The organism is Amycolatopsis jejuensis, from assembly GCF_000717335.1.
Taxonomy (GTDB): Bacteria; Actinomycetota; Actinomycetes; order Mycobacteriales; family Pseudonocardiaceae; genus Amycolatopsis; species Amycolatopsis jejuensis.
Genome location: NZ_JNYZ01000013.1, coordinates 49,290 through 69,104, shown reverse-complemented (window position 1 = coordinate 69,104; position 19,815 = coordinate 49,290). Strand labels below are relative to the sequence as shown.

19 protein-coding genes are annotated in these 19,815 nt (G+C 68.6%); 4 read left to right on the top strand and 15 right to left on the bottom strand.

All coding sequences use genetic code 11. The features are described 5' to 3' along the window. Positions 1-9 precede the first annotated feature (9 nt). From OO71_RS20315 to OO71_RS50935, 10 genes are all read right to left on the bottom strand, one after another. Positions 10-618 carry a DUF3558 domain-containing protein gene (locus OO71_RS20315; RefSeq protein ID WP_033291411.1) on the bottom strand — a complete coding sequence of 203 codons (609 nt, stop codon included), beginning with the start codon at positions 616-618 and terminating at the stop codon, positions 10-12. A 7-nt stretch (positions 619-625) separates the two neighbouring features. Then, complete coding sequence (locus OO71_RS20310; RefSeq protein ID WP_245633727.1) at positions 626-988, bottom strand: hypothetical protein; 363 nt, start codon at positions 986-988, stop codon at positions 626-628. A 144-nt stretch (positions 989-1,132) separates the two neighbouring features. Continuing rightward, on the bottom strand, positions 1,133-1,522 hold the full coding sequence (locus OO71_RS20305) for a DUF3558 family protein (protein WP_281178445.1): 390 nt from the start codon (positions 1,520-1,522) through the stop codon (positions 1,133-1,135). A gap of 186 nt (positions 1,523-1,708) precedes the next feature. Next, positions 1,709-2,170 (bottom strand): 50S ribosomal protein L9, encoded by a 462-nt coding sequence (gene rplI, locus OO71_RS20300; RefSeq protein ID WP_033291410.1) that lies wholly within the window; start codon positions 2,168-2,170, stop codon positions 1,709-1,711. Between the two features lie 14 nt (positions 2,171-2,184). After that, positions 2,185-2,433 (bottom strand): 30S ribosomal protein S18, encoded by a 249-nt coding sequence (gene rpsR / locus OO71_RS20295; protein ID WP_003098744.1) that lies wholly within the window; start codon positions 2,431-2,433, stop codon positions 2,185-2,187. A 33-nt stretch (positions 2,434-2,466) separates the two neighbouring features. Beyond that, positions 2,467-2,997 carry a single-stranded DNA-binding protein gene (locus tag OO71_RS20290; protein WP_033291409.1) on the bottom strand — a complete coding sequence of 177 codons (531 nt, stop codon included), beginning with the start codon at positions 2,995-2,997 and terminating at the stop codon, positions 2,467-2,469. Between the two features lie 29 nt (positions 2,998-3,026). Beyond that, on the bottom strand, positions 3,027-3,356 hold the full coding sequence (rpsF, locus tag OO71_RS20285) for a 30S ribosomal protein S6 (RefSeq protein WP_211260568.1): 330 nt from the start codon (positions 3,354-3,356) through the stop codon (positions 3,027-3,029). Between the two features lie 102 nt (positions 3,357-3,458). Continuing rightward, on the bottom strand, positions 3,459-4,364 hold the full coding sequence (locus tag OO71_RS20280) for a hypothetical protein (RefSeq protein WP_033291407.1): 906 nt from the start codon (positions 4,362-4,364) through the stop codon (positions 3,459-3,461). Between the two features lie 79 nt (positions 4,365-4,443). Continuing rightward, positions 4,444-5,364, bottom strand: coding sequence for a hypothetical protein (locus tag OO71_RS20275; protein ID WP_033291406.1), 921 nt, complete (start codon positions 5,362-5,364; stop codon positions 4,444-4,446). Positions 5,365-5,489: 125 nt separating this feature from the next. Then, positions 5,490-6,326: a hypothetical protein gene (locus OO71_RS50935; protein WP_033291405.1), complete on the bottom strand. Its 837-nt coding sequence runs from the start codon at positions 6,324-6,326 to the stop codon at positions 5,490-5,492. A 106-nt stretch (positions 6,327-6,432) separates the two neighbouring features. Here OO71_RS50935 and OO71_RS20265 point away from each other — a divergent pair, with 106 nt between their 5' ends. Further along, the gene (locus tag OO71_RS20265) at positions 6,433-7,206 is read left to right on the top strand and encodes a deoxyribonuclease IV (RefSeq protein ID WP_033291404.1); all 774 of its coding nucleotides are present in this window, start codon (positions 6,433-6,435) and stop codon (positions 7,204-7,206) included. 250 nt (positions 7,207-7,456) lie between these two features. On the opposite strand, the gene OO71_RS20260 is transcribed toward OO71_RS20265, so the two are convergent. Together OO71_RS20260 and OO71_RS20255 are read right to left on the bottom strand one after the other, a co-directional pair. Then, positions 7,457-9,013, bottom strand: coding sequence for a glycosyltransferase family 87 protein (locus OO71_RS20260; RefSeq protein ID WP_033291403.1), 1,557 nt, complete (start codon positions 9,011-9,013; stop codon positions 7,457-7,459). A gap of 37 nt (positions 9,014-9,050) precedes the next feature. After that, complete coding sequence (locus tag OO71_RS20255) at positions 9,051-10,118, bottom strand: ROK family transcriptional regulator (protein WP_033291402.1); 1,068 nt, start codon at positions 10,116-10,118, stop codon at positions 9,051-9,053. 56 nt (positions 10,119-10,174) lie between these two features. Here OO71_RS20255 and OO71_RS20250 point away from each other — a divergent pair, with 56 nt between their 5' ends. Continuing rightward, positions 10,175-11,245, top strand: a complete 1,071-nt coding sequence (locus OO71_RS20250) for a Gfo/Idh/MocA family oxidoreductase (RefSeq protein WP_033291401.1) — start codon at positions 10,175-10,177, stop codon at positions 11,243-11,245. A 424-nt stretch (positions 11,246-11,669) separates the two neighbouring features. Here OO71_RS20250 and OO71_RS20245 read toward each other — a convergent pair whose 3' ends face one another. The 3 genes from OO71_RS20245 to OO71_RS20235 form a co-directional block, all read right to left on the bottom strand. Continuing rightward, positions 11,670-13,958, bottom strand: a complete 2,289-nt coding sequence (locus OO71_RS20245; RefSeq protein WP_033291400.1) for a transglycosylase domain-containing protein — start codon at positions 13,956-13,958, stop codon at positions 11,670-11,672. A 441-nt stretch (positions 13,959-14,399) separates the two neighbouring features. Continuing rightward, positions 14,400-16,883 carry a transglycosylase domain-containing protein gene (locus OO71_RS20240; RefSeq protein ID WP_156096434.1) on the bottom strand — a complete coding sequence of 828 codons (2,484 nt, stop codon included), beginning with the start codon at positions 16,881-16,883 and terminating at the stop codon, positions 14,400-14,402. Between the two features lie 424 nt (positions 16,884-17,307). Continuing rightward, positions 17,308-17,709, bottom strand: a complete 402-nt coding sequence (locus OO71_RS20235; protein WP_033291399.1) for a DUF5318 domain-containing protein — start codon at positions 17,707-17,709, stop codon at positions 17,308-17,310. Positions 17,710-17,955: 246 nt separating this feature from the next. Between OO71_RS20235 and OO71_RS20230 the strand changes: the two genes are divergently transcribed. Together OO71_RS20230 and OO71_RS20225 are read left to right on the top strand one after the other, a co-directional pair. Beyond that, positions 17,956-18,513: a PadR family transcriptional regulator gene (locus OO71_RS20230; RefSeq protein ID WP_033291503.1), complete on the top strand. Its 558-nt coding sequence runs from the start codon at positions 17,956-17,958 to the stop codon at positions 18,511-18,513. A gap of 63 nt (positions 18,514-18,576) precedes the next feature. Continuing rightward, positions 18,577-19,665, top strand: a complete 1,089-nt coding sequence (locus OO71_RS20225; protein ID WP_033291398.1) for an inositol-3-phosphate synthase — start codon at positions 18,577-18,579, stop codon at positions 19,663-19,665. Positions 19,666-19,815: the final 150 nt, after the last annotated feature.

Genomic DNA, 19,815 nt, shown 5'->3' with positions numbered 1-19,815 from the left:
GCCTGCCGGTCATGCCGCACCCTTGAGATGCTTGATCATGACGGCCGCGAACTTCTCCGCGATGCCGCATGGATTGCTTTTGTTCGCGCCGGTGCCGATTGCCGGGATGACCGACACGGCCAGCTGGTCGGTGACGCCGACCCAGAGGGTGCAGGTGCCTGAGGGGCGGCCGTCCTGGGTGTCGGCGAAGAGACCTGGGTAGCCGTCGATGGCGGTCGGCTGGAAGTAGGCCTGCCGCGCCTTCTGGGCGTAGATGTCCCCGATGCCGCCGGTGTTCTGCGGAAGCGGCGTGATCCCCACAAAATTCTGCCTGCTGCCAGACGAAGTCCATTGACACCCGATCAGGCCGCTGCCGGTGGTCTTCTCTCCGGGCGAGGCCAGGCCGATCTCTGTGGCTTCGGCCGCGGTGAGCACGTTGCATGGGTCGTTGAGCAAGACCTGGGTCGGCAGTGGCGCCGGGACCTTCGGACCGGATCCGGTGCTCGGCGCACCGCTCGAAGCGGCAGGCGCGGGAGTTTGGCTGGTGCCACCTGAACCACCCGAGCCACCACTGCACGCGGTCAGCAAACCGAGTGCGGCGATGGTTGCGGCGGCGACCCGGACGGTGCGGTGCGGCATGAGCTGCTCAGACTCCAGACTTGTTCGCGGCGTCGCGAGCTTCCTGCTCGGCGACAGTGATCTTGTTCTTCGCGGCCCTGAGTGCGGTGATGAAGTTGTTCACGTAGTCGACCATGCGCTGGTGCTGATCGAGCAAGGTCTGTCCGGACGGGTTCGCGCCCTTGTCGACGAAGTCATTGCTGGCGAACTCGTCGGCGGGCCGCTTCACGTCGGCGATGTTCCGCGCGTCCTTGAGGTCCTTGTTCAGGTTCGCGAGCAGGTCTTCCCACTGCTTGATGACCGAGTCGACCTCGTCCTCGCTGAACTTGTACCCACCTGCGGTTCCGTATCCGCCGACCATGATCGGCGCGGGCGGTGGCACATCGGACATCCGGTTGACCCCCTTAGGCTACTTCTCGCTCCCCAAACGGCGAGATCAGCAAGTTGGATGGTAACGCACGGCTGTTGGTTCCCGCTGGCTGTTCAGTTCCTTCCGGAGGGCTCCCGAGCTGCGCACTCTTCCCGAAGGTGAGGGTCACGAGGCGTTCTTGAGGTGCTTGATCATGACGGCCGCGAACTTCTCCGCGATGCCGCATGGATTGCTTTTGTTCTGGCCGGTGCTGATGAGGGGCGTGACGGCGACGGCGAGCTGGTCGGTGACGCCGACCCACAGCTGGCAGTTGCCGTCGGCGCGGTGGTCGGCTTTGGCGGAGTAGACGCCGGGGTAGCCGTTGATGCTGACCGGTTCGAAGTAGGCCTGTTGTGCTTTTTGGGCGTAGATGTCGCTGATTCCGCCGGTGTTCTGCGGTACGACGGTGATGCCGACGGAGTTCACCGAGTTGCCGGAGGATTTCCAGCCGCATCCTGCCTGCTCGCCGGGCCGGAACAAGCGGCAGGGGAAGGCTGTGCAGCGCCTCCGCTGCACCCGGTGACCAGGGCAAAGACCGCTACCCCGGCGGCGATCCGGACGGTTCCGTGCATCGAACGCTCCCCCGCTAAGCAAGACCGGCCAAGATCGTAACGCACGGTCATCAGCCGAATGCTCCACACAGAAAGGAGCGCCCCCGGGAATCCCCAGGGGCGCTTCGAAACATGCTTCGAAACGACAGCCTCAGACGGCGGTTGCCTTCACCTCGAGGCGGACGTCCACCTTCACGTCCGGGTGCAGGCGGGCCTTGACCGAGTGCTTGCCGACCGTCTTGATGTGGTCGCGCAGGTCGAGGATGCGCTTGTCGAGCAGCGGGCCGCCCTGTGCCTTGATCGCGTCGACGATCTCGGCGGCCGTGATGGAGCCGAACAGCTTCTTCGAGCCGGCTGCGGCTTTGCCCGTCAGCTGGATTGCGCCGAGGCCCTCGAGCGTCGCCTTGATTTCCTTGGCGTGGTCGAGGTCGCGGATGCGGCGGGACTCCTGTGCGCGCTGGATCGTGCGCACGTTCTTCTCCGCGCCCTTGCTGGCCACGATCGCGTACCCGCGGGGCAGCAGGTAGTTGCGCGCGTAGCCGTCCTTGACCTCGACGATGTCGCCGGGGCCGCCGAGGTTCGCCACGTCCGTGGTGAGAATGATCTTCGCCATGACTCGGACTCCTCTCAGCGCGCGGTGGACGTGTAGGGCAGCAGCGCCATCTCGCGCGAGTTCTTCACCGCGATGGCGATGTCGCGCTGGTGCTGGCTGCAGTTGCCGGTGACGCGACGGGCACGGATCTTGCCGCGGTCGGAGATGTACTTCCGCAGCAGGTTCGTGTCCTTGTAGTCGATCAGTTCCGGACGGCCCTTCTTCTCGGCCTTGCAGAACACGCAGACCTTCTTCTTGGGCTTGCGAATGGGTGGCTTGGCCACAGTGCTACTCCTGGAATACTAGAAAAACTGAGATCAGAACGGGGGCTCGTCGGAGAAACCGCCTCCGCCGCCGCCCGCGGGCGGGGCCGAGCCCCAGGGGTCATCGGCAGGCGCGCCGCCACCGCGGTTGCCGCCTCCGCCACCGGAGCCGCCGCCGCTGAAACCGCCGCCGCCGCCGAAGTCACCGCCGCCGCTGCCGCGGCTGACCTTGTTGACCTTGGCCGTGGCGTACCGCAGCGAGGGGCCGATCTCGTCGACCTCGAGCTCGACGACGGTGCGCTTCTCGCCTTCCTTGGTCTCGAACGACCGCTGCTTCAGCCTGCCCTGCACCACCACGCGGGCACCCCGCGTGAGCGACTCGGCGACGTTTTCCGCCGCCTGCCGCCAGATGTTGCAGCGCAGGAAGAGCGCCTCGCCGTCCTTCCACTCGCCGCTCTGGCGATCGAGCGTGCGCGGGGTGGACGCGACGGTGAAGTTCGCGACCGCCGCACCGGACGGGGTGAAGCGCAGCTCCGGGTCGGACGTGAGGTTCCCGACCACGGTGATGACGGTGTCTCCAGCCACGGATGGCGTCCCTTCGGATCGGGCTCGGATCAGGCCTTGGCGGGCGCGGGGGGCTTGGCCGCGGCGCGCTTGATCTCGCGGCGCATGACCTTGGTGCGCAGGACGGTTTCCTGCAGCGACAGCTGACGGTCCAGCTCCTTGACGGCCTCGGCCGTCGAGTTCAGGTCCAGCAGCGCGTAGATGCCCTCGGCGTGCTTCTTGATCTCGTACGAAAGCCGGCGGCGGCCCCAGACGTCGACCTTCTCGACGCTTCCGCCCGAAGTGCGGATCACGTTGAGGAAGTTGTCCAGCGTGGGCGCGACCGTCCGCTCGTCGAGCGTGGGGTCCAGGATGACCATTACCTCGTAATGGCGTGACACAACCACTCACCTCCTATGGGCTCTGCGGCCACGGCGGATCCGTGACAGGAGGGTTTGTCCAGGTAAGCGTACCCGGCGGGGCCGACAGCCCCGTGCAGCGGGTCAGGCCGCGCGGCGCAGCACCCAGGTGCGCACCAGTCCGGCGGTGACCCCGGCCAGCACGATCACCGCGAGCAGCATCGGCAATTGCACGTCCGTGGTGCTGCCCCGGCTGGCCAGCGCTTCGGCGTTGCCCGCGTTGCGGATGTCCGGACCGGCGCCCTGCGGGTCCGGTCCGGAAACCTGCGGCAGCGTGCCGGAGCCGGGCAGTGCGCCACCAGCCGGGTAACGGATGCCGGGCGCGATCGCGGTGCCGGGCGTGCCCGGGCTCGCCATCGGGATGCCGCTGTAGTCGCGCGGCGGCGCGGTTCCGGTGGTGCCCGGCTGGTAGTTGCCGAGCGGGCTGCCACTGGTCGGTGCCGTGGAGCTGGGTGTTTCGCCGCTGGTGGGCGACGATGACGAGGGCGACGAGGGCGCCTCGTAGTTGTTCGCCAGCGTGGTGAGCCCGCACGACGAGGTGACCTCGTTGCGGATCGCGCTCAGCACGTGCTGCTGGGTGTCCGGCAGCAGGCCGAGGCCCGGCGCGTCCCGCAGGTTGTCGGCGACCACCGCGCCGATCAGGTCCCCGCCGATGTTCCCGCCTGCCGAGCTCGGGATCTTGCCGACGGTGAGCGGCGGCTTGGCCGTGATCGCGTCGGCCAGCCGGTTCGGTTGCACGGTAAGGAAGTTGAAGAGGTTGACCTGCTCCTGCGCGGCCTGGCGGACCATTTCCTTCACCGACGATCCGGGCACCGCGACCGTGTCGCCCATGCCGCCGCTGACCGAACCGGTGCACGTGTTCGCCAGCGTGGTGGCCGCCGATGCGGTGCCGGTGCCGAGGAACGTGCCGCCGGTGACAAGGGCGGCGAGGGTGGTGACGGTGAGTGCTCGACGGGTTCGCTTCCAGGTGGGGATTTTCCGCACGAGCACATTCCTCCGGGGTTCGCGGGCGTGAGCCATTGCGACAGGAATAACGAGTGGACCCCGGCAAAGATACTGGTGAGTTGGCCTAAGTCGCAGCGGCCATTCGGCGGAGTACCCAGGTGCGGACCAGGCCCGCGCTGACTCCGGAGAGTGCTAAAACTGCCACCAGCACGGGCCAGTCCAACCCGTTCGTGTGGTTACCCCCGGAGTTCGGTAACGCCTGCGCCTGCCCGGCATTCTGGATCGTCGAATCGCCACCGGCCGATCCGGCCGGGTTCGCGAGGCCGTACTGCGGCGCGTAACCCGGGATCTGGCTGCCGTAACGCAAGGCGGGCGACGGGCTGAACAGACCGGCCATCGCCATCGGGATGCCGCTGTAGTCGCGCATCGGCGCGTACCCGGTGCCGAAGCCGTACGACAGGTTGCCGAAGTTGGGCAGGAACGCCGCGAACGGCGCGCCGCCCCCGCCGCCGGTGAGCACCGGGCTGGTGGAGCCCGGCATCGGGGTCTGCCCGGCGGGGTCGCCACCCTGCTGCGGGCTGCCGCCCGAACCTCCGGACGGCGGTTGCTGCGGGTTCGGCGCCGGGCTTTCCTTCGCCGGGCCGCCGAGTGCCTGACCGGCCGCCCCGACGCCCTGCTGCACTGCGCTCGTGCCGCCTTCGACAACGCCGTTGACCGCGCTCGCCACCGGCGCACCGACCACCGGGACCGGGGAAACGGCGGTGTTCACCACGTTCACCGTGACCTTGCAGACCGTGCCGAGCAGCGCGTTGATGGTGCCGGTGAGCACGCCGGAAACCTGGCCGACCACGCCGAGGTCAAGCGGCAGGCCGAGCAGCGGCGTGGTGCCTTTGACGTGGTCGCCCGGTTTGGCGGTGATCGTGGAGCCGCACGGCGTGGTGAGCGTGTCCGCGGCGGCGGTGCCGGGTGCGGCGAGGGCGGCCGAACCGGCCAAGACGAAGGCCGCTGCGCTGACCGCAGTTGCCCTCCGTGTCCGATGCTGCATGGCCGTCGACCCTTCCGCCGCTCCCGCTGCTCTCAAGGACAACGACGGTAACGAAGACGAGTGACGCCCGCCTCGTTCCCGAGGTCAGGCATTCGGGTGGAAGCGGGCGTCACGCAGAGTCAGGGTCAGGCGGGGTTGCGCCGCAGCCACGCGCGGACCAGCGCCGCGGCGACAATGGCGAGCGCGAGCACCGCAATGAGCAGCGGCAGCCGCGCGGGCGGGTTCGCGGTGGGCAGCGCTTCCGCGGTACCGGACTTCTTCGCGTCGACCGTGGGCGGCTGGTCCTGCGGCAGCTGGCCCGGGATGATCGTGGTGACCACCGGCGCCTGCACGAAGCTCGCCGGCAGCATGGCAGCACCGGTGAAGATGCCGGAGATCGAGTCGAGGCCGGACAGTCCGCCGACGGAGCCGCCCGAGGTCACCGGCTCGAGGATGATGCCGCCCGGACCCGGCTGCCCAGGCCGTCCCGGCCCGCCGGGCCCACCCGGTCCGGGACCGGGCGACGGCGGGTTCGGCTTCGGGGCAGGGTTGTCCGGCGGGGGTACGACCTTCGCCGCGTCGCCGACCAGCTGCTGCGTGGTGTTGCCGACGCCGTTCGCGGTGTTCTGCGCGACCGGGCACACGGTGTTCGCGGCTGCGTCGCCGACCACCGGGGTCTCGCCGACGCCCAGCGTGCGGGCAGTGTCGCCGACCGGGAGCGTGAAGAGCGGGCTCTTGCCGTCGGTCTGCTGTGCCTTGGAATCGAGGCCGACGGTGAGCCGGTTCGGCGCGTTGAGCGGGGCACCGGCGTCGAGCGCTAGGCCCTGCCCGGACTTGCCGTTCTGCAGGGTCGCCGCGCAGTCGCCGTTGAGCGTGGGGCTCGGGTCGGCCTGTGCCGTACCCGGGAACGCGAGGGCTGCCGACAGCACGGGTGCTGCGAGCGCAGCTGCGAGTGCGGTCATCCGGCCAGCGTGTTTCCGCATTCGCCCCTCCCAGGCCCGACTGGATCACGGAACGCGCTCACGGTACTCCACGAGCGTCACCAGCTCGGGCGGAAGGGGGCGGTTGCGCCGGGGGTAGCGTCAGGGCATGCAGATTGGCGCCCATGTCCGCGACGACGATCCGCTGGCCGCCGTCGCCGAGCGAGAAGCCGACGTCGTCCAGTTCTTCCTGTCCGACCCGCAGGGGTGGAAGGCTCCGAAACCGCATCCGCACGGCGCGGAGATCGCCGCCGCGCCGGTGGACGTGTTCATCCATGCGCCGTACCTGATCAATGTCGCGTCGAAGAACAACCGCATCCGTATTCCGTCCCGCAAGAACGTCACCCAGCACGCCGACGGTGCGGCCGCGATCGGGGCGAAAGGCCTCATCGTGCACGGCGGGCACGTCGGTGCGACCGACGACGTCGAGGAGGGATTGGCCAACTGGCGCAAGCTCTTCGAGCGGGAGGCGGAGAAGGGCGGGTTTGCGGTTCCGATTCTGATCGAGAACACCGCGGGTGGGGACAATGCGATGACCCGTGAGCTCGAGGTGATCGCCCGGTTGTGGGACAAGGTCGGTGAGTTCGGGGCCGGGTTCTGCCTTGATACGTGTCATGCGTATGCGGCCGGGTGGGATCTCGGTACTGCGGTGGAGAAGGTCTTGGCCATCACCGGGCGGATCGATTTGGTGCACTGCAACAACTCTCGGGACGAGTTCGGGTCCAATCGGGATCGGCATGCGTCGGTGGTCGATGGGGACGGGACGATTGAGCCGGAGTTGCTGGCGGAGGTGGTCCGGGCGGCTGGGGCGCCGGTGGTGGTGGAGACGCCTTCGGAGGGGCAGGCTGGGGATATCGCGTTTTTACGCAAGAGTGTTGCTTGAGGTTGCTTGAGGGAACTGTTGCGTGGGGGCACCCCGAAGCTGGATTGTGACTACGTGCGGAGGGTGGTTGTCAAGGCGGGAAAGATGCCTTGACAACCACCCTCCGCACGTGTTTTTGGCTTCGTATCGGGGTGCAGGGCCGGGTCTGGGTGCCTGGGTCCCGGTGGGTGCGCGGGTGCGGCTTGGGTGGGGTGCCGGGGGAAGGCTGTGAAGGGAACCATGAGGGAATCAGATTCCGTGAAGGTTCCCTTCACGGACTTGCTGGGGTGGGGGTGGGGTGACGGCGGCGGAAGTTTGGGAGTTTGAGGTGGTCGCGGGTGCGGTCCAGTGCGCCGCCGGTGGGATCGTCGTCGCCGGTTAGGCGGACCAGGTCGGTGTGGGGGCGGTAGATTTCGCGGATCACCAGTACGCACAGGGCGGCTACGGCCAGGTCGCGTACCACGACTGTGCCCAGGAACCAGCTCTCCGGGAGTCCTTTGTGGTCGACGCCAAGGTAGTAGAACATTCGTGGCACCCAGACGAGTGCGTCCAGGACCATCCAGCCCAGTAGCAGCCGCCAGCGCGGGATTGCCAGTACTGCCAGCGGGACCAGCCAGAGCGAGTACTGCGGGCTCCAGACCTTGTTCGTCAGCAGGAATGCCGCCACCACCAGGAAGGCCAGCTGCCCGAATCGCGGGCGGCGCGGGGCGGTGAGGGCGATGTACGCGATTCCGGCGAAGCAGATCAGGAACAGTAGCGCCACCACGATGTTGAGGGCGGTCGGTGACTGTCCTTTTTGGAGCATGCCGTCGAAGCCTGCCCAGCCGGTGGTGTGGGCGACCACGTTGTAGAGCGAATCCGGGTCCATCGGGCGCAGGGTGTTCAGGCGGAAGAATTCCCACCAGCCGCGGGTCGCCATGATCATGAACGGGACGTTCACCACTGCCCAGGCGAGCACGGTGAAGAGCGCGGTACGGCTCCACTCGCGCAGTTTTCCCGCTCTCAGGCACAGCAGGAACAGCACTCCCAGCAACAGCAACGGGTACAGCTTCGTCGCGACGCCGAGTCCGAACAGGACACCCGCGACTTCCGGGCGTTTTCGGGACCACGCCAGGATTCCGGCCGCCGTGCAGGCGGTGGCGAGGGCGTCGAAGTTCGTGAACGTGTGTACCAGCACCAGTGGGGAGATCGCGACGAGCACCGCGTCCCACGGGCGGCGTTTCGTGGTGCGGCCGGTCGCCCACACGGTGACCAGCCACGCCAGCGCGAGCCAGAATGCGGAGATGTTGAAGTAGATCGCCACCGGTAGCGCGCCGGGTAGCCAGCCTGCGTTCGCGACCGTCGTCCAGCCTGCCGCGAGTTTCGCGTTGACCCACTGGAACAGGCCGGTGACCACCGGGTACTCCATGTACCGGGTCTGCGAGTCCTCCTGCCAGGACGTGGCATACGGGAAGGTCTGCGGATTGTCGAGCTTTTCCGAGCTGTACAGCGGGACGATGTCGGAGTAGCACATCGCGACGAACGGGCGGCCCGAACGCCAGTCGAGCTGGTTCACGCCGTTCGAGTCGGTGTACTGCTGGATGCAGGACGCCTTGCCGAACCAGCACACCACCAGCGCGAGCACCGCCATCGCGAGCCCGACCCGCTGCGGCGACCAGAACCACTGCCTGCCCACCGCGGCGTGCTCGCCGACCGGGCCGCCGACCGGTCTCGTCGCCGCGCCCACCAGCGGGTCCTGTCGGCTGGGGGCGATCCGCTCCGCGGGGGTGAGCGTGCGGGGTGCCGAATCCGCCTCGTCGGCGGTGGCGTGATTCCTGGTGCGGGGCACGGCTGGAGATGCTATCGGTCCGCCGGTGGGCTGCCGGTCATTTCGGATCCTCGTAAAACCCGGCAAGTACCTCGAAAGCGGCACCGAGGGCGACGGCTTCCTCGTCGAGGTCGCTCACCTCGACGTCGATCCGCTGCCAGTACGGCACCGGCAGCAGGTCGCGCAGTTGCTCGGCCACCGTTTCGCGGTACACCTCGGGAGTGGCGCGTACGGTCCGTCCGAACAGGACGATCCGCTCGAGGTCGAGCACCTGCACCAGGTCGGCGAGCCCGATGCCGAGCAGCCGGGCCGCGTCGTGCGGGGTCCCGGCGGCGCGGTGCATCACCTCGACGCAGCCGCGCCGTCCGCACGCGCAACGCGGTCCGGCGTAGGCGATCGTGGTGTGGCCGAACTCACCGGCGTTGGTGCGCGGACCGCGGTAGACCCGCCCGTCGATGAGCAGCCCGACGCCGATGCCGGTACCCACGAGCACCACCGCGGTGGCGGCCGGGTTCTCCTCCGGCCACGCGTGGGCGAAGGCGGCGGAGTTGGTGTTCTTGTCCAGCGTGACGGGCAATCCGGTACGGCGGGCGAGCAGGTCGCGCAGTGGGACGTCGTGCCAGCCGGGCATGTTCGTGGCGTCGCGGACCCGGCCCGCGTGCCGGTCGAGGGGACCCACCGCGCCGACGCCGAGGCCGAGCACCCGCGCCGGATCGACGTCGGTGAGCAGTGTGCGTACCCCGTCGGTCACCGCGGTGACGGCGGTCGACGGGCTGAACCCGATCGGCAGCGGGCCTTCCACGATCTCCTCGACCTCGCCGGTGAGCCCGGTACGCAGCACGAGGAAGCTGTCGCGGTCGAGCTGGGCACCGAGGGCGCACCGGGCTTCCGCTCGCAGGCGGAGCAGCGTGCGGGGTTTGCCGACCCCGGCCGCGGCCTGCCGCTCGACGTCCAGCAACCCCTCCGGCAGCAGGTCGGAGACGATTTTCGACACCGCCTGCTGGGTGAGCCCGGACCGCTCCGCGAGCTCGACCCGGCTCAGCCCGCCTGCCCGCAGGATGTGCCCGAGCAGCAGCGCCCGGTTGTGGCGTCGCAGCCCGCGCAGGTTGACGCCGGTATCCGCCATCGGGAGATCATCCCGAACCGCTGGCTGGTTACGCAACACTGTTGTTTAATGGCGGCATGGCTGATGACGCGCGGGTCGGCATCCTGGGGTACGGGATCGGCGGCCGGATCTTCCACGCGCCACTGGTCGCCGCGACACCGGGCCTGGTCCCGGCCCTGCTGGTGACCGCGAATCCCGAGCGGGTCGCGCAGGCACGCGCAGAACATCCGGACGCTGACGTCGTCCCGGACGCGGATGCATTTTTCGCCCGGGCGAGTGAACTTGACCTCGTCGTGGTGACCACCCCGAACCGAACCCACGTGCCGCTTGCACTGCGGGCGATCGAAGAGGGCCTGCCGGTGGTGGTGGACAAGCCCTTCGCGCCGACCGCGGCCGAGGCGGAGCAGGTGGTCACCGCCGCGCGAGACAAGGGCGTCGGGCTCACGGTGTTCCAGAACCGGCGGTGGGACTCGGATTTCCTGACCGTGCGCAAGGTCCTCGACTCGGGACGGCTCGGCGACGTGTTCCGCTTCGAATCCCGCTACGACCGCTGGGTACCGAAGGTGAAGGACAACTGGCGCGAATTCGGCGACCCCTCAGAGGCCGGTGGGCTGCTGTACGACCTCGGCGCACACATCGTCGACCAGGCACTGCAGCTGTTCGGCCCGGTCACCCAGGTCTACGCGGAGGTCGACCGCCGCCGCCCCGGCGTACAGGTCGACGACGACGTGTTTGTGGCCCTGCACCACGCGAACGGCGTGCGGTCGCACCTGTGGTCGTCGGCGCTGGCCGGTACGCGCAACCCGCGCTTCCGGCTGCTCGGCACCGCGTCGACGTTCACGAAGTACGGCCTGGACGTGCAGGAACCGCAGATCAAGGCAGGCCTGCGCCCCGGCGCCGACGGCTGGGGAGTGGAACCGGAGTCGGACACCGGACACCTCGGCGTGGACGACCGGACCGAGCCGGTGCCGACCGAAACCGGCCGGTCCGAAACGTTCTACGCCCAGGTCCGCGACGCCCTCCGCGGCGAGGCAGAGTTCCCGGTGGACCCGGCGAGCGCGGTGGCGGCGCTGCGGGTGATCGAGGCCGCCCACCGCTCGGGCACGGAGGGTCGCGTGATCTCCGTGTCCCCGTCCCCGGACGACTGAGCCGCCCCCTGGACGGCCGTGGCCGCGGCGACCTCCCCCCAGCGTTGCGGCCACGGCCTTTACTTCGGCGACCGGAGTCCGGCGTCGTGCGGCTTTGAGGCCGGGCGACTGGGGCAGCCCAGAGTTGCGCGGTTCGCCTGATCGACAGTGTGCGTTCGCTCCGGGTCTGGAGTTGCGCATGGCCACGGCCCGGCAGCGGACGCACTGGCCCGCCGGTGTGGACTCTTCGCCGGATCCGCGCTCGCTCAGGCCTCCCGAGCCTGGGGAGGCCGTGCCCCGGATTGGTCACGTCAGGTCGGACCGGGCTCGAACGTCGGGCCGGTCCTCAAACAGCAGGCCGCACCGGAACGGGCCATGCCGTGCACATCACTGGCATCGACCCGGCCGAGCACCCGCGCCAGGGCCACCCGACGGCCGAAAACCCTTACTGCTGCGGTGGTGTCTCCCCAGTCGATGGGCCGTCACTCGTCGTGTGTTTGGGCGGCTTGGTGGTGTGGCCCGGCCATGATGGGCCACTCGTCGGCCAGCGGGGGCCGCCGTTGCCGGGGCCGCCTGGGTCGATCGGGCCGCCGTCGCCGGGGTCGGGTTCGTGGGTGGGGGTGATCGGGGTGTCGCGGTCGTCGGCGGGGGGTTGCGACGGTGGGGCTGCGGCGCCGATCAGCGGTACCTGGTCGAACTTCTCGCCCGGTTTGCCCTTCAGGTACTCCTGCAGGAACTTCTGCCACATCGGACCCGCGATCGTGGAACCGTAGATCGGGGACGTGCCGGGGCCGTGCAGTGCCTGGTCACCGTCCGCGCCGACCCACGCTGCCACCGACACCGACGGCGTGTAGCCGACCATCCAGGTCTGCGCGTTCGCGTTCGAGGCCCACGACGGTTCGCCGGCGCGCTTCGTGTGCTGCTGCGTTCCGGTCTTGCCTGCGCATTGGTGCCCGCTCGGGCATTGCAGGTGCGAAAACTCGACCACCGGCTGCAGTGACGTGGTGACGTTGCCCGCGATCTGCTTGCTCAGCTCCGGCTTGCCGCTCGCGAACACCGACTTACCCGCGCTGGGCTGCGCTTCGTAGGCGACTTCCTTCTGCGAGTTGGTCACCTTCACCACGAAATGCCGGTCGCGCTGTACGCCGTTCGCGGCGAACGTGGCGTATGCCGTTGCCATGTCCGCCGGGGTGATCCGGGTGTTCCCGCCGCCGAGTGCGATGTTCGCGTCCGACGTGGAGATCTCCGACTGACCGCCGGTGTCCTTGACCTTCACGCCCGCTTCCTGCGCGGCCTGCCCGACCGGTCCCGGATGGACCTGGTTCAGGACCATGTCGTAGAACACCGTGTTCACCGAGCGCTTCATCGCCTCCGCGACCGTGCACTGCCCGGTACAGCTCGAGCCGGGACCGGCGTTGCGCACGACCCGGCCGTCGAACGTGCGGTTGTTGCTGCCGTCGAACGTTTCGTTGATTCCCTTGCCCATCTTGAGGAACGCGGTGAGGTCGAACGGCTTCATCGACGAACCGGGGTTCTGCGGCGTGTTCGCCCAGTCGCGCGCGGCCTGCTTCTGCCCGTTGACGTCGATGGTGCCAGGGCCGCCGTAGTACGCGAGCACGGCGCCGTTCTTCGGATCGATCGCGACCAGTGCGTCCAGCAGCCGGTTGTCCGGCTGGTCCTTGAGTGCGTCGGTGGCCGTCTTGGTGGCGATTTCCTGCGCGTTCTTGTCGATGGTGGTCTGGACCGTGTAACCGCCCGCGTAGTACTTGTCCTCGGGAATCCCGTGCTGCGCCAGCTCGGCCTTCACCTGTTCGCTGATGAACCGGTACGGCGCGCTCGCGTCGTCCTTGGACTCCGACAGCGAGATCAGCGCGGGGAACTGCGCCGACTGCCGTTGCTGCGGCGTGATGTAGTGGTTCTCGAGCATCCGGTCGAGTGCGGTGTTCCAGCGGCTGTGCGCCACCTTGTCGTTCTCCGAGCGGCCCGGCTGCTGGATGAGCCCGGCGAGCAGCGCCGCCTCCGAGTAGTTCAGCTGCCCGACTTCCTTGTGGAAGAACGCCTGCGACGCCGCGCCGACGCCGTACGCCCCGCGCCCGAAGTAGATGATGTTGAGGTACGCGGTGATGATGTCCTGCTTCTCGTACGTCTGGTTCATCTTGAAGGACTTGGCCAGCTCGGTCCACTTGCGGGTGAGCGTTGGCGCGTCGTTGTCGGTGGCCTTCTTGATGTACTGCTGCGAGATCGTCGACCCGCCGCCGGTACCGCCGGTGAGCTGGTTGAACCCGGCTCGCAGGAGGCCGGTGATGTCGAAGCCGGAGTTGGTTTCGAAGGTGGAGTCCTCGGTGGCGATCACCGCGTGCTTCACGACGTCGGGGATCTGCTGCGGGGTGAGGATCTGCCGGTTGCCGCCGGGCGGGACCTCCCGGCCCATCGGGCTGCCGTCGGCGTACAGATACGTGACGGCCTGGTTCTGGCCCTGCGCAATGCTCTGCGGCGAAGGCACGTCGACGGCGAAATAGGTGATCACGAACGCGATCGCCGGGATGACGAAGAAGATGCCGACGAACGCGTACGCGCACCGCCGGATGATCTTCCATCTCCGTTTCTTCCGCTGTGCCGGGGTACGGCCCTTCTTGTCCAGATCCTCCCCGCCGGCGAACCCGTCGTCCGCACCGAGTGGGACCTCGTCGTGGAAACCGGCCTGGAAGTCGTCCTCCGCGAGCCGGTGCGTCATCAGCTCCGGTTCCGGCTGAGGCGGCGGAACCGGGCGGCGGCCGGGCGGCGGGCGGCGCCCCGGCGGGGGCGAACCGGCAGGTGGCACGGCAGGCCGCTGCGGCCCGCGGGCCCACGGCGGCGGCCCCGCGGGGCGTCCGGGAGGTGGTTGACGCCGCGGGTCGGGATCCCGGTCGGGCCAGGAGCGGGTGCGGTCGTCGTTCACGTGCGGATCCTCTTCTCGGACGCGGGCGTGCTGCGGCTGCAGACCCCCTCTGCTGACCAGACGCGCCAGGCCCGGTCGAGGTTCACTCCCCCGGCCAATCCCCCTATCGGGGGACAAGTAACCTCGGCGAACCTACCGCATCCCGGACCTGGCGGAGACGCCGAAAGGGCTCCCCTCCCCGAATCCGGGAAGAAGAGCCCTTTCGCCCGGTCGCCGAAGCAACCGGAAGGAACCAGGTCAGCCCGTCCGTCTCGGTGGTTCGCCGTTCACCACGGGACCGCCACCCGGACCTGTCCCACCGCCCGGTTCCCCGCCGAAGATTCCGCTCGGCTTGGTCGGCGTGGTGGGGCTGGTCGACGACGTCGGGGCCTTCGAGCTCGAGCTGGTCGACGGCGTGCTCGGCGGTGGCTCGGCCGTGGTCGAGGTGGGGGTCTCGGGCGGCGGCGTGCTGACGCGGCTGGTCGGGGTGACCGCATCCGCGTCCTTGCCGATCGGCTGGACCTTGTCGAACTTCTCCGCGGGCTTGTCCTTCAGGTAGTCCGCCATGAAGGCCTGCCAGGTCGGACCGGCGATGGTGGACCCGAAGATCGGCTTGCCGTTCTTGTCGTGCAGCGGTTTGTTGCCGTCGCCGCCGATCCACGCCGCCACCGACACCGACGGCGTGTAGCCCACCATCCAGGTCTGGGCGTTGCGGTCGCGGTAGGAGGCCGGGTCGTTGTCGCGCGGGTCGTACTGCTGGGTACCGGTCTTGCCCGCACACTCGTGGTTCGCCGGGCACTTCAGCTTGGAGAAACTGATCACCGGTTCGAGCGCGGTGGTGACATTCCCCGCGATCTGCTTGCTCTTCCCGGCATCCGCGTCGAATGCCGGTTTCCCCTGGTTGGCGGTTTCGTCGAAGATGACCTCGTCTTGTGAGTTGGTGAGCTTGGCGACGAAGTGCTGGTCCCGGCGCACCCCGCCGGAGGCGAAGCTGGCGTAGCCGGCGGCCATGTCCTCCGGGGTGGTGACGGTGGCACCACCGCCGAGCGAGATGTTGGCGTCGCTCGTGCCGAGCTTGGCCTTGCCGTTCGGCGCGGTCTGCACGCCTGCCTCTTTGGCGGCGTCCGCGACCCGCGACGGCTTCGTGTAGTTCAGCACCATGTCGTAGAAGACCGTGTTCACCGAGCGTTTCGTCGCCTCCGCGACGGTACATTCGGTACCACAGCTCGAACCTTGTCCCGCGTTGCGGACCACGCGCCCGCCGAGCTGGCGGTTGTTGCTGCCGTCGAACGTCTCGCCGAGTCCCTTGCCCATCTTGAGCCAGGCGGTGAGGTCGTAGGCCTTCATCGACGAGCCCGGGTTCTGCGGCGTGTTCGCCCAGTCGTGCCCGAGCTGGTCCTTGCCGTTGCCGTCCTTCACCGTGTTCGGCCCGCCGTAGTACGCGAGCACGCCGCCGGTTCTCGGATCGACCGCGACCAGCGCTCCCAGCAGGTTGGGATCGTCCTGGCCTTCCATGTTGTCCTGCACGGCTTTCGCCGCGGCCTGCTGCGCGGCCGGGTCGATCGTCGTGTAGATCTTCGCGCCGGTGGAGTACAGCTTCTCCTCGTCGTAACCCTTGTCCTTGAGCTCGTCGAGGATGCGCTGCTGCACGAAGTAGTCGAGGGTGCCGGCGTCCTTGGCCTTCTGCGCGTTGCGCGGAATCATCGTGGGGAGCTTCGCCGCGGCGCGGTCGGCGGGCGAAAGCCAGTGGTTGGCCACCATCTGGTCCATCACGTAGTTCCAGCGCTTCTCGACGTACGCGGTGTCGCGGTCGCGGCTCGGGCCCTGGATCATGCCGGCGAGCAACGCCGCTTCCGACGCGTTGAGCTGCGCGACGTCCTTGCCGAAGTACGCCTTCGCCGCTGCGGCGACGCCGTTCGATCCGCGGCCGAAGAAGACGATGTTCAGGTAACCGGTGATGATGTCGGACTTGGACGTCTCGTTGTTGAGCTTGAACGACTTCGCCAGCTCGGTCCACTTGCGGCTCAGCGTCGGCGCGTCATTTGCGGTGGCCTGCTTGATGTACTGCTGCGAAATGGTCGAACCACCGCCGGTACCACCGGTCGCCTGGTTGTAGACCGACCGCAGGATCGCCATCACGTTGAAGCCGGAGTTGGTCTCGAAAGTGGCGTCCTCGGCCGCGTACACGGCGTGCTTGACGACCTCGGGTACCTGGTTGGGCTGCAGCAGCTCGCGGTCGCCGCCCTGCGGCACCGACCGGCCCATCACCTCTTTGTTGCCGTAGTAGAAGGTGATCGGCTGGTTCTGCAACGCCTTCACGTCTTGCGGCGAGGGCACGTCGACCGCGAAGTAGGTGATCACGAACGCGATCGCGGGCACCACGATGAAGAGGCCGAACATCGCGTACAGCACCCGCCGGACGATCTTCCACCGGCGTTTCCGGCGCTGCCGCGGGGTGAGCGGGGCCTTCTTGCCGTCGTCCTCGCCGTCTTCGAAGTCCTTGTCGCCGGAGTACTGCGCCAGACGGGTTTCCTCGTCGTCGTAGCGATCGTCGTACCGGTCGTCATAGGGGTCGTAGCCGTTGTGCGCGGCGTGCGTGATCAGCTCCGGCTCGCGCTCCGGCGGCGGAGGCGGCGGGACCGGGCGGCCCTGGGGCGGACTGCCGTTCGGCTGCCGGAACCCCTGCGGCGGACTGCCGTTCGGCCCGGGAGCGCCGGGCGGCGGCTGGCGGCGGGGCGGCATGCCCTGGCCGTCCAGGATCTGCGAGGTGCGTGTGGCACCGCGGTTCTGCGGCCCGCGCGGCGGCGGACCCGGTGGGCCCTGCGGCGGACGCGGCTGACGACGTGGTTCGTCCCCCGAAGGCCATTGCGGTCCGCCCTCGTCCCCAGCGGGCCACGCGGGCGCGGCGGCTCCCGGCTGACGCGGACCACCCGCGGGAGGACGCCGTGGCGGCGCGGGGCGCCGGGGAGCGTCGTCGGAAGGCCAGGCGGGACCGGGGTCCTCCTGGGGCCTGCGGGCACGGCGAGGTGCATCTGGCTCCTGGCTGGGCCAGGAGCGGTTGCGATCGTCGTTCACGGATGGGCCTCCGAGGGCTGCACTGCCGGCCCCGGCGTCCGGGATGGACCGGGGCATGCCGCCCTGCTTTGTGCAGCGGTTGTGGTACTCGTCACTGGCCTGCGGTCCTTCGCGGGCGGGTGGGCTGCGGCTCACCCGTGCCGAGCACGTAGGAACAGACCAGGTGGTTCCAGTGACAGGTCCGGCACACCTCTACGTCGTAGACGGTGAACTCGCCGAAAATCCCGGACATCCGGGTGAGCTCGGCGGGGGTGCGGGCCGATCCCGAGACGTGCTTGAGCTCGTCGCCGTACACCCAGGACACCAGGTGCAGCGGCGCCCGGCGGCACATCGGACAGGCCCGGTCCTCGGGTCTGCCGTGGAACTTCGCCGCCCGGAGCAGGTACGGGCTCGCGTCGCAGACCTCGTTGTCCCCGACCCGGCCGGAGCGGACGCCGGCCAGCAGCGCACGACGCTGCAACGCGTAGTCCACGACCTGCCGCTGGTTTCGCACGAAGGACAGAGTACGGGCTCTTGCTGTGTGCGCAGTGCCCCCTGCTTTCCCGCACCCACGGCGACCGTTCGGACACGCCGGGGTTTCGATAACACTCTGGTGACTTCTTGCCGTGGCGCTGCAGGTCGGAGGTTACTTACGCCACTTCGATGTATCGGCGCGATATAATCGGCGAGTAGGTTGGCCGTGCCGGTTCCGTGTGGTTAACGGTGCCGGTCGTGGTGTATTCCCGGGATGGGGTGCGGTGTGCTCGAATTCGCGATCCTCGGATTGCTGCACGAGACGCCCATGCACGGGTACGTGCTGCGCAAGCGTTTGCACGAGACGCTCGGGATGTTCCGGACGTTCTCGTACGGCTCGCTGTACCCGACGCTGCGTCGGCTGCTGCGGGCCGGTTACCTCGTCGAGGAGCTGGACGAGGCGGACGACCGGGCCTGGTCCCGGCGCGGCCGTCGCGTCTACAAGCTCACCGCCGAGGGCAAGGAGCGCTTCGCCGAGCTGCTCGGCGACGCGGGCCCGCAGACGTGGGACGACGAGGGGTTCGGAGTCCACCTGGCGTTCTTCTCGCGGACACCGGCCGACGTCAGGATGCGAATCCTGGAAGGTCGGCGGCGGCGCGTGGAGGAACGGCGCGAAGGTTTGCGCGAGGCGCTGGCCAGGGCCGAGGAGAGGATCGACCGCTACACCCGCGAGCTGCACCGGCTCGGACTGGAGTCGAGTGAGCGGGAGGTGCGCTGGCTCAACGAGCTGATCGCGCACGAACAAGCCGAGCAGCGCGGACCGGAGGAGCCGGGGCCGGGCTGAGCGGTGCCGCAACGGCGCGGCAGACCTGCAGATGCACGAGAACGGATTGAAGGAGAAACCGGCATGGGCGAGAACCGCCGCGTTCGGGTGGCCATCGTGGGCGTCGGCAACTGCGCCTCGTCGCTGGTCCAGGGTGTCCAGTACTACCGCGACGCGGATCCGGCCACGCGCGTCCCGGGTCTGATGCACGTCCGGTTCGGCGATTACCACGTGCGGGACGTCGAGTTCGTCGCCGCGTTCGACGTCGACGCGAAGAAGGTCGGCCGGGACCTCTCGGAGGCCATTTTCGCGAGCGAGAACAACACGATCAAGATCGCCGACGTGCCACCGCTCGGGGTCACCGTGCAACGCGGGCACACCCACGACGGCCTCGGCCGGTTCTACCGCGAGACCATCGAAGAGTCCGACGAGGCACCGGTCGACGTGGTCGCCGCGCTGCGGGAGGCGAAGGTCGACGTACTGGTGTCGTACCTGCCGGTCGGTTCGGAGGTCGCGGACAAGTTCTACGCACAGGCCGCGATCGACGCGAAGGTCGCGTTCGTCAACGCGCTGCCGGTGTTCATCGCGTCGGACCCGGAGTGGGCGGCGAAGTTCACCGAGGCAGGCGTGCCGATCGTCGGGGACGACATCAAGTCGCAGGTCGGCGCCACTATCACGCACCGCGTGCTGGCGAAGCTCTTCGAGGACCGCGGCGTGCAGCTCGACCGCACGATGCAGCTCAACGTGGGCGGGAACATGGACTTCCTGAACATGAAGGAGCTGGAGCGGCTCGAGTCGAAGAAGATCTCGAAGACCCAGTCGGTCACGTCGCAGGTCGACCGCGAGCTCGGCAAGGGCAATGTCCACATCGGACCGTCGGACTACGTGCAGTGGCTCGACGACCGCAAGTGGGCCTACGTCCGGCTGGAGGGCCGCGCATTCGGCGACGTGCCGCTGAACCTGGAGTACAAACTCGAGGTGTGGGACTCGCCCAACTCGGCAGGCATCATCATCGACGCCGTACGGGCCGCGAAGATCGCGCTCGACCGCGGCGTCGGCGGCCCGATCCTCTCGGCGTCGTCCTACTTCATGAAGTCACCGCCGGAACAGTACGACGACTCGACCGCCCGCGACGCGGTGGACAAGTTCATCCGCGGCGAACTGGAGCGCTGAGTTTCCAGTCCGTGAAGGGAACCATCACGGAATCAGATTCCGTGATGGTTCCCTTCACGGACCGCGGTCAGTGCGGATCGGCGGCGGCGGGTCCGCCGCGTGCACGAACTCCGCTGCGTACGGATCTTCGAGTCAGCGCGTCCGGCGAAG